6 protein-coding genes are annotated in these 7,221 nt (G+C 66.1%); 3 read left to right on the forward strand and 3 right to left on the reverse strand.

Translation table 11 applies throughout. The annotated features are described in order from the left end of the window. Position 1: 1 nt before the first annotated feature. The 3 genes from EKL94_RS18000 to typA are packed head-to-tail and all read right to left on the reverse strand — an operon-like array spanning position 2 to position 3,992. Positions 2-1,624, reverse strand: coding sequence for an amidase (locus EKL94_RS18000; RefSeq protein WP_126930104.1), 1,623 nt, complete (start codon positions 1,622-1,624; stop codon positions 2-4). Positions 1,625-1,665: 41 nt separating this feature from the next. Continuing rightward, positions 1,666-2,133, reverse strand: coding sequence for a DUF2127 domain-containing protein (locus EKL94_RS18005; RefSeq protein ID WP_126930105.1), 468 nt, complete (start codon positions 2,131-2,133; stop codon positions 1,666-1,668). Positions 2,134-2,144: 11 nt separating this feature from the next. Then, positions 2,145-3,992 carry a translational GTPase TypA gene (gene typA, locus EKL94_RS18010; protein ID WP_032129766.1) on the reverse strand — a complete coding sequence of 616 codons (1,848 nt, stop codon included), beginning with the start codon at positions 3,990-3,992 and terminating at the stop codon, positions 2,145-2,147. Between the two features lie 273 nt (positions 3,993-4,265). On the opposite strand from typA, the gene EKL94_RS18015 reads away from it, so the two are divergent. From EKL94_RS18015 to EKL94_RS18025, 3 genes are all read left to right on the forward strand, one after another. Beyond that, the gene (locus EKL94_RS18015; RefSeq protein ID WP_004153629.1) at positions 4,266-4,757 is read left to right on the forward strand and encodes a peptidylprolyl isomerase; all 492 of its coding nucleotides are present in this window, start codon (positions 4,266-4,268) and stop codon (positions 4,755-4,757) included. Positions 4,758-4,875: 118 nt separating this feature from the next. Beyond that, positions 4,876-5,862, forward strand: coding sequence for a malate dehydrogenase (locus EKL94_RS18020; protein WP_079220770.1), 987 nt, complete (start codon positions 4,876-4,878; stop codon positions 5,860-5,862). Between the two features lie 122 nt (positions 5,863-5,984). After that, positions 5,985-6,599, forward strand: coding sequence for an RluA family pseudouridine synthase (locus tag EKL94_RS18025; RefSeq protein WP_126930106.1), 615 nt, complete (start codon positions 5,985-5,987; stop codon positions 6,597-6,599). Positions 6,600-7,221 lie beyond the last annotated feature (622 nt).

A 7,221-nucleotide genomic window follows, 5' to 3' on the forward strand; every position in this document is an offset into this window, starting at 1 on the left:
ATCAAGGTTCGCCAGCGTCGATCAACGTATCGGTGTTGAAGCGCGGCGGCCGCCGCGCGCGTGTGCGCTGTTCGTAGGCATAGGCCATTTCGATCAGCTTCGGTTCGCTCCAGGCGGTGCCCATGAACAGCAGACCGACGGGAAGGCCGTTGATCTGGCCCATCGGCACGGTCAGGCTGGGATAGCCGGCCACGGCGGCGGCGCTGTAGCTCTCGCCGGGGAAGTCGTCGCCTTCGCTGCGGATCGGCCACGCCACGCCGGTGGTCGGTGCCACCAGGGCGTCAAGCTGATGGGCGGCGAGGGCGGCGTCGATGCCTTCCGGGCCGGCCAGGCGGCGCGCATCGCTGCGCGCGCGGATGTAGGCAGGGTCGGCCAGGCCGACAGTGGCATCGGCCTCCACCAGCAGCTCCTGACCGAACAGGCCCAGTTCCTGCTTGCTGTGCGCCTGGTTGAAGGCGATCAACTCGGCCAGGGTGCGCAGTGGTGCGCGGTGGGTGCTGAAGTAGCGCTCCAGCCCGGCCTTGAATTCGTACAGCAGCAGCGTGCGCTCGGCCTCGGCCCAGGCGCCCTGGTTGGGCAGCTCCACCGGCACCACCACGGCGCCGGCGCGGCGCAGCTCGGTCGCCGCCTGTTCGATCAGTGGCGGCATGCCACGGTACTTCAGCAGCGGTGTCTGCAGCAGGCCGATGCGCTTGCCGCGCAGGCCCTGCGGGTCCAGTCGCGCGGTGTAGTCGTAGACCGCACGGCCGGGCATGGTCGCGGTGGCCGGGTCGGCATCATCGCGGCCGGCGATCGCGGTCAGCACGGCGGCAGCGTCGGCGACGCTGCGTGCCATCGGCCCGGCGGTGTCCTGGCTGAAGGAGATCGGGATGATGCCGTCGCGGCTGACCAGGCCAACGGTCGGCTTCAGGCCGACCACGCCGTTGATCGCCGCCGGGCAGACGATGCTGCCGTCGGTCTCGGTACCGATCGCCACGCTGGCGAGGTTGGCGGCCACGGCCACCGCGCTGCCGCTGCTGGAGCCACAGGGCGAATGGCTCAGCCGATAGGGATTGCGGGTCTGGCCGCCGCGCGCGCTCCAGCCGGAGATCGAATCATTGCCGCGGAAATTGGCCCATTCGCTGAGATTGGTCTTGCCCAGCACCACCGCACCGGCTTCGCGCAGCCGGCGCACCAGGTAGGCATCGTCCGGACGGAAGCCCTGCAGGGCCAGTGAGCCGGCACTGGTGGCCATCGGCGCGGCGTTGATGTTGTCCTTCAGCAGCAGCGGGATGCCATGCAGCGGGCCGCGCAGGCGGCCATCACGGCGCTCGCGGTCGCGCGCGGCGGCTTCCTTCAGGGCATCGGGGTTGAGCTCGATCACCGCGCGCAGGCGTGGCCCGGTGCGGTCCAGGGCGGCGATACGCTGCAGGTAGGCCTGGGTCAGGGTGGTGCTGTCCAGTTCCCCGGCGGTCATCCGCGCCTGCAGGTCGGCGACATCGGTTTCGGCGTACGGGAACGGCACGTTGCGGTTCGCAGGTTCGGCCGCATGCGCGCTGGGCGTGGCCGGGCTGCAGCCAGCCGAAAGCAGCGCCGGCAACGCGGCGAGCAGGCAGGTCAACAGAGGCGGCAAGGACGGGCGCATGGGGCGGCTTGGTCGGCTCCAATCCCCAGTGTAGCGGGTGCTCAGTGGTGGCGCTTGCGCAGGTCGCGGGCGAGGACGTAGACCACGATCAGGTTGATCGCCAGGATCGTCCACGACGGCCAGCCGGGGTGGCGGATGATCGCGAAGATATCGAAAGGCAGGTACAGGGCGGCGGTCAGGCAGCCCAGCCAGGAAGCCCAGGCCTTGGCCCGCCACAGGCCCCAGGCCTCGACCAGGTGCAGCAGGCCGTAGCCGATCATTCCCGCCGCGGCCAGATGGACCGCGTCGGGACTGATCATGTGCAGCAGCGAGGGCAGGGTGCCATGGTCCGGATCCAGGCTGAAACGCCGGATCAGGGCCATGATGCCGTGCCGTAGCGGCTGCGGTCCGAGCACTTCCAGCCCGGTGGCGGCCAACAGCGCCAGCATCGCCTTGCTCGCTTCGAGCAGGGCGATGACATGGAGACCCGGATGCCGGTGTGGATCCGGGTTGTAGCCGCTCTGGTTCACGGGGTGCTGGCTCAGCCGCCGCGCGAAGCCTTCTTGCGGTCGCTTTCGGTCAGGAACTTCTTGCGCAGGCGGATCTCCTTCGGGGTGATCTCGACCAGCTCGTCGTCTTCGATGAAGTCCAGGGCCTGTTCCAGCGAGTACTTGATCGCCGGGGTCAGCTGGATCGCATCGTCCTTGCCCGAAGCGCGCATGTTGGTCAGCGGCTTGGTCTTGATCGCATTGACGGTCAGGTCGTTGTCCTTGGAGTGGATACCGACCAGCTGACCTTCATACACGTTGTCGCCTTCAGCAGCGAACAGCTTGCCGCGCTCCTGCAGCGGGCCCAGCGAGTAGGCCGGCGTGGTGCCCGGCGCATTGGCGATCATCACGCCGTTGATGCGCTTGGCGATCGCGCCCTGTTCCTTCGGACCGTAGTGGTCGAACACGTGGAACAGCAGGCCCGAACCCTGGGTCAGGGTCTTGAACTCGTTCTGGAAGCCGATCAGGCCACGGGCCGGGATCGAGTATTCCAGGCGCACGCGGCCCTTGCCGTCCGATTCCATGTTCTTCAGCTGGCCCTTGCGGGTGCCCAGCTTTTCCATCACGCCGCCCTGGTGGATTTCTTCGATGTCCACCACCAGCTGCTCGATCGGCTCCATCATCTGGCCGTCGATTTCCTTGATGATCACTTCCGGGCGCGACACGGCCAGCTCGTAGCCTTCGCGACGCATGTTCTCGATCAGCACCGACAGGTGCAGTTCGCCACGGCCGGAGACCAGGAACTTGTCGGCGTCTTCCAGCTGCTCGACCTTCAGGGCCACGTTGTGGACCTTTTCACGGTCCAGGCGATCCTTGATCTGGCGGCTGGTCAGGAACTTGCCACCGGACAGGTCCTTGTTGCCGGCGAACGGCGAGTTGTTGACCTGGAAGGTCATCGAGATGGTCGGCTCGTCGACGGTCAGCGCCGGCAGGGCTTCCGGGGTGTCCGGTGCGCAGATGGTGTCGGAGATGGTCAGCTCCTGGATGCCGGAGATGGCCACGATGTCGCCGGCCTCGGCGGTATCCTGCTCGATGCGCTCCAGGCCCATGAAGCCCAGCACCTGCAGCACCTTGCCGTTGCGCTTCTTGCCTTCACGGTCGATGACCGCGACCTGCATGTTCTTCTTCAGGGTGCCGCGCTGGATGCGGCCGATGCCGATCACGCCCACGAAGTTGTTGTAGTCCAGCTGGCTGATGCGCATCTGGAACGGGCCTTCCGGATCAACTTCCGGACGCGGCGCGTGCTGCATGATCGCTTCGTACAGCGGGGTCATGTCGCCGTCGCGCACGGTGTCTTCCAGGCCGGCGTAGCCGTTCAGGCCCGAGGCGTAGACGATCGGGAAGTCCAGCTGCTCGTTGGTGGCGCCGAGCTTGTCGAACAGGTCGAAGACCTGGTCGATCACCCATTCCGGACGGGCGCCCGGACGGTCGACCTTGTTGACCACGACGATCGGCTTGAAGCCCATCGCGAAGGCCTTCTGGGTCACGAAGCGGGTCTGCGGCATCGGGCCGTCCATCGCATCGACCAGGATCAGCACGGTGTCGACCATCGACAGCACGCGCTCGACCTCACCACCGAAGTCGGCGTGGCCGGGGGTGTCGACGATGTTGATCCGGTTCTTGATGCCGGTCTTCTTGTCTTCCCAGGTGATGGCGGTGTTCTTGGCCAGGATGGTGATGCCGCGTTCCTTTTCCTGGTCGTTGCTGTCCATCACGCGCTCGGCGAGGACGGTACGCTCGGACAGGGTGCCGGACTGCTTCAGCAGCTGGTCGACCAGGGTGGTCTTGCCATGGTCGACGTGGGCGACGATGGCGATGTTGCGAAGATTTTCGATGGACATACGAAAGGGGGCCAGTCGGCGCCGGATTTGGAAAAAGAAGTCCAACATTATACGTCGAACTTGACGATTCGCGAAAAGGTGGATTTCACACCCGTCATGGGGCCCATTCAGCTGGCTGTCCGCCGCGGCGGCCGAGGCCGCCAGGACCGTCGTGCGGGACTCCCCCGCCGGCGGCTGAAGCCGGGGTCTGCGCCGATGGTCGAAGCCGCCGCCGCCACGAGGCAGGTGTAAACTAGGTGGCTAGACGCATTCCCCTCTGCATCAAGGATCTTCATGTCCCTCATCGCCACTTTCGACACCACCCAGGGCCCGATCAAGGTCGAGCTGTTCGCCGACAAGGCGCCGCTGACCGTGGCCAACTTCGTGAACCTGGTCAAGCACGGCTTCTATGACGGCCTGATCTTCCACCGCGTGATCGCCGACTTCATGATCCAGGGCGGTTGCCCGCAGGGTCGTGGCACCGGCGGCCCGGGCTACAAGTTCGAAGACGAGAAGAATGGCGTGAAGCACGAGGTCGGCTCGCTGTCGATGGCCAACGCCGGCCCGAACACCAACGGCAGCCAGTTCTTCATCACCCACATCAAGACCGATTGGCTGGACGGCCGCCACACCGTCTTCGGCAAGGTCCTGGAAGGCCAGGCCATCGTCGATTCGGTCAAGCAGGGCGACGTGATCCATTCGATCACCCTGGAAGGCGACGTCGACGCCGTGCTGGCCGCCCAGGCCGAGCGCGTCGCGGAGTGGAACAAGCACCTCGCCGCCTGATCCCCCTTCGAAACGGCCACCCACGGGTGGCCGTTTCCCTGTTCCCCGCCGCCCGCCCGGCCTGCGTGGCCATGCCCGCGGCGTCCCATCAAACGCTTGCAAGCAAGAGGAAACCCCCATGAAAGCACCCGTTCGTGTTGCCGTGACCGGCGCCGCCGGCCAGATCGGTTATGCCCTGCTGTTCCGCATCGCCTCCGGCGAAATGCTGGGCAAGGACCAGCCGGTCATCCTGCAGCTGCTGGAACTGCCGGTCGACAAGGCCCAGGCCGCCCTGAAGGGCGTGATGATGGAGCTGGAAGACTGCGCCTTCCCGCTGCTGGCCGGCATGGTCGGCACCGATGACGCCGAAGTCGCGTTCAAGGACGCCGACATCGCCCTGCTGGTTGGCGCGCGTCCGCGTGGCCCGGGCATGGAGCGCAAGGACCTGCTGCTGGAAAACGCCAAGATCTTCACCGCCCAGGGCGCAGCGCTGAACAAGGTCGCCAGCCGTGACGTGAAGGTGCTGGTGGTCGGCAACCCGGCCAACACCAACGCCTACATCGCGATGAAGTCGGCTCCGGACCTGAAGCCGGAAAACTTCACCGCCATGCTGCGCCTGGACCACAACCGCGCGCTGAGCCAGCTGTCGACCAAGCTCGGCAAGCCGGTCGGTGGCATGGAGAAGCTGGTCGTGTGGGGCAACCACAGCCCGACCATGTACCCGGACTACCGTTTCGCCACCGCCGATGGTGCTTCCATCGCCGATGCGATCAACGACCAGGAATGGAACGCCAACACCTTCATCCCGACCGTGGGCAAGCGCGGCGCGGCGATCATCGAAGCCCGTGGCTCGTCCTCGGCTGCTTCGGCCGCCAACGCAGCCATCGACCACGTGCGTGACTGGGTGCTGGGCAGCAACGGCAAGTGGGTCACCATGGGCGTGCCGTCCGACGGTTCCTACGGCATTCCGGAAGGCGTGATCTTCGGCTTCGCGGTGACCACCGAGAACGGCAAGTACACCCTGGTCAAGGATCTGCCGATCGACGACTTCAGCCAGAAGTACATCGACAAGACCCTGGCCGAGCTGGAAGAAGAGCGCTCCGGCGTCGCCCACCTGCTGGGCTGATGCAGGCGGTACCGGCTCCGGTCGGTACGTCTTCCATCAAGGTAGGTACCGACCGTTGGTCGGTACGCAGAAAACGGGGAGGCTTTGGCTTCCCCGTTTTCATTTGGAATTCCTGGAGCCGCATGATCCACCTGCACTACATCGATGACGCACTGCTGGTGGCCGAAAAGCCGGCCGGCCTGCTGTCCGTGCCCGGCCGCAGCGCCGAGAACCAGGACTGCGTGGTCGCGCGCCTGCAGGCGCTGTACCCGGACGCGTTGACCGTGCACCGCCTGGACCAGGTGACCTCCGGCCTGTTGCTGCATGCGCGTGGCAAAGACATGCAGGCGGCGTTGTCGATGCAGTTCGAGCAGCGCCAGGTTGGCAAGCGGTATGAAGCGGTAGTGCAGGGGCTGCTCGAAGGCGATGCCGGCGAAGTGGACCTGCCGTTGATCGTGGACTGGCCGAACCGGCCGAAGCAGGTGGTCGACCATGAGCGCGGCAAGCCGGCGCTGACGCGCTGGCGCGTAATGGCGCGGGACGTTGAAGCGCAGCGCACCCGCGTGGCGCTGGAGCCGATCACTGGCCGCAGCCATCAGCTGCGGCTGCACATGGCCAGCCTCGGCCATCCCATCGTCGGTGACGTGCTGTATGGCGCCGCACCGGCGCAGCGCGTGCACCTGCATGCGCGCAGCCTGCGGTTCACCCACCCGGTGACGGGCGAGGCGCTCGCGGTCGAGTCCGCGACTCCGTTCTAGGGGTTCGGCAGGGCTTGCAGCCCTGCACCCGCAGAATCAACGTCAACGTCAACGTCAACGTCAAAAGCGGGCTATACGTGGGTTGGCGGGACGGTGTCGGAGTGCGGGGACGCCGCAAGTACGTCCCTGTAGGCTTGGCAGCCGCATCCATGCGGCTGACACCTCGCACTCCGACACCGCCCCACCTTCGACAGGTTCACTCGGCTGTTGGTAACGGTGGCCGTTGTTCCGCGCAGCTGTTGGGAGGTGTCGACCTTGGTCGACACGTTTCTTCTGTCAGATATCGAATGAATCATCCACGCATGGCGTGGATCTACCGTGTCGACCAAGGTCGACACCGACCAGAGCAGTCGACCAAGGTCGATACCGACCAGAACAATATGCCGTTCCGACAGATCGCGGAATCTGTCGAAGGCGGGGTGGGGCCGGTGGCGGGAGTGTCCGCGGCATGGATGCCGCGGCCAAGCCCCCATGGACGGGTTTACGGCGTCTCCCGCCACCGGGCCCACCCCGCCATCCCCCAGGAGACCCACTTTTGCCTGTCCTCCCGTTTTCTCTTTGCCGGGTGGTTCCCCCCCCCCCCCGCCGGGGTCGGGGGCTTTCTTTTTTCCCCTTTGACCCT

The organism is Stenotrophomonas maltophilia, assembly GCF_003970865.1.
Taxonomy (GTDB): Bacteria; Pseudomonadota; Gammaproteobacteria; order Xanthomonadales; family Xanthomonadaceae; genus Stenotrophomonas; species Stenotrophomonas maltophilia_AR.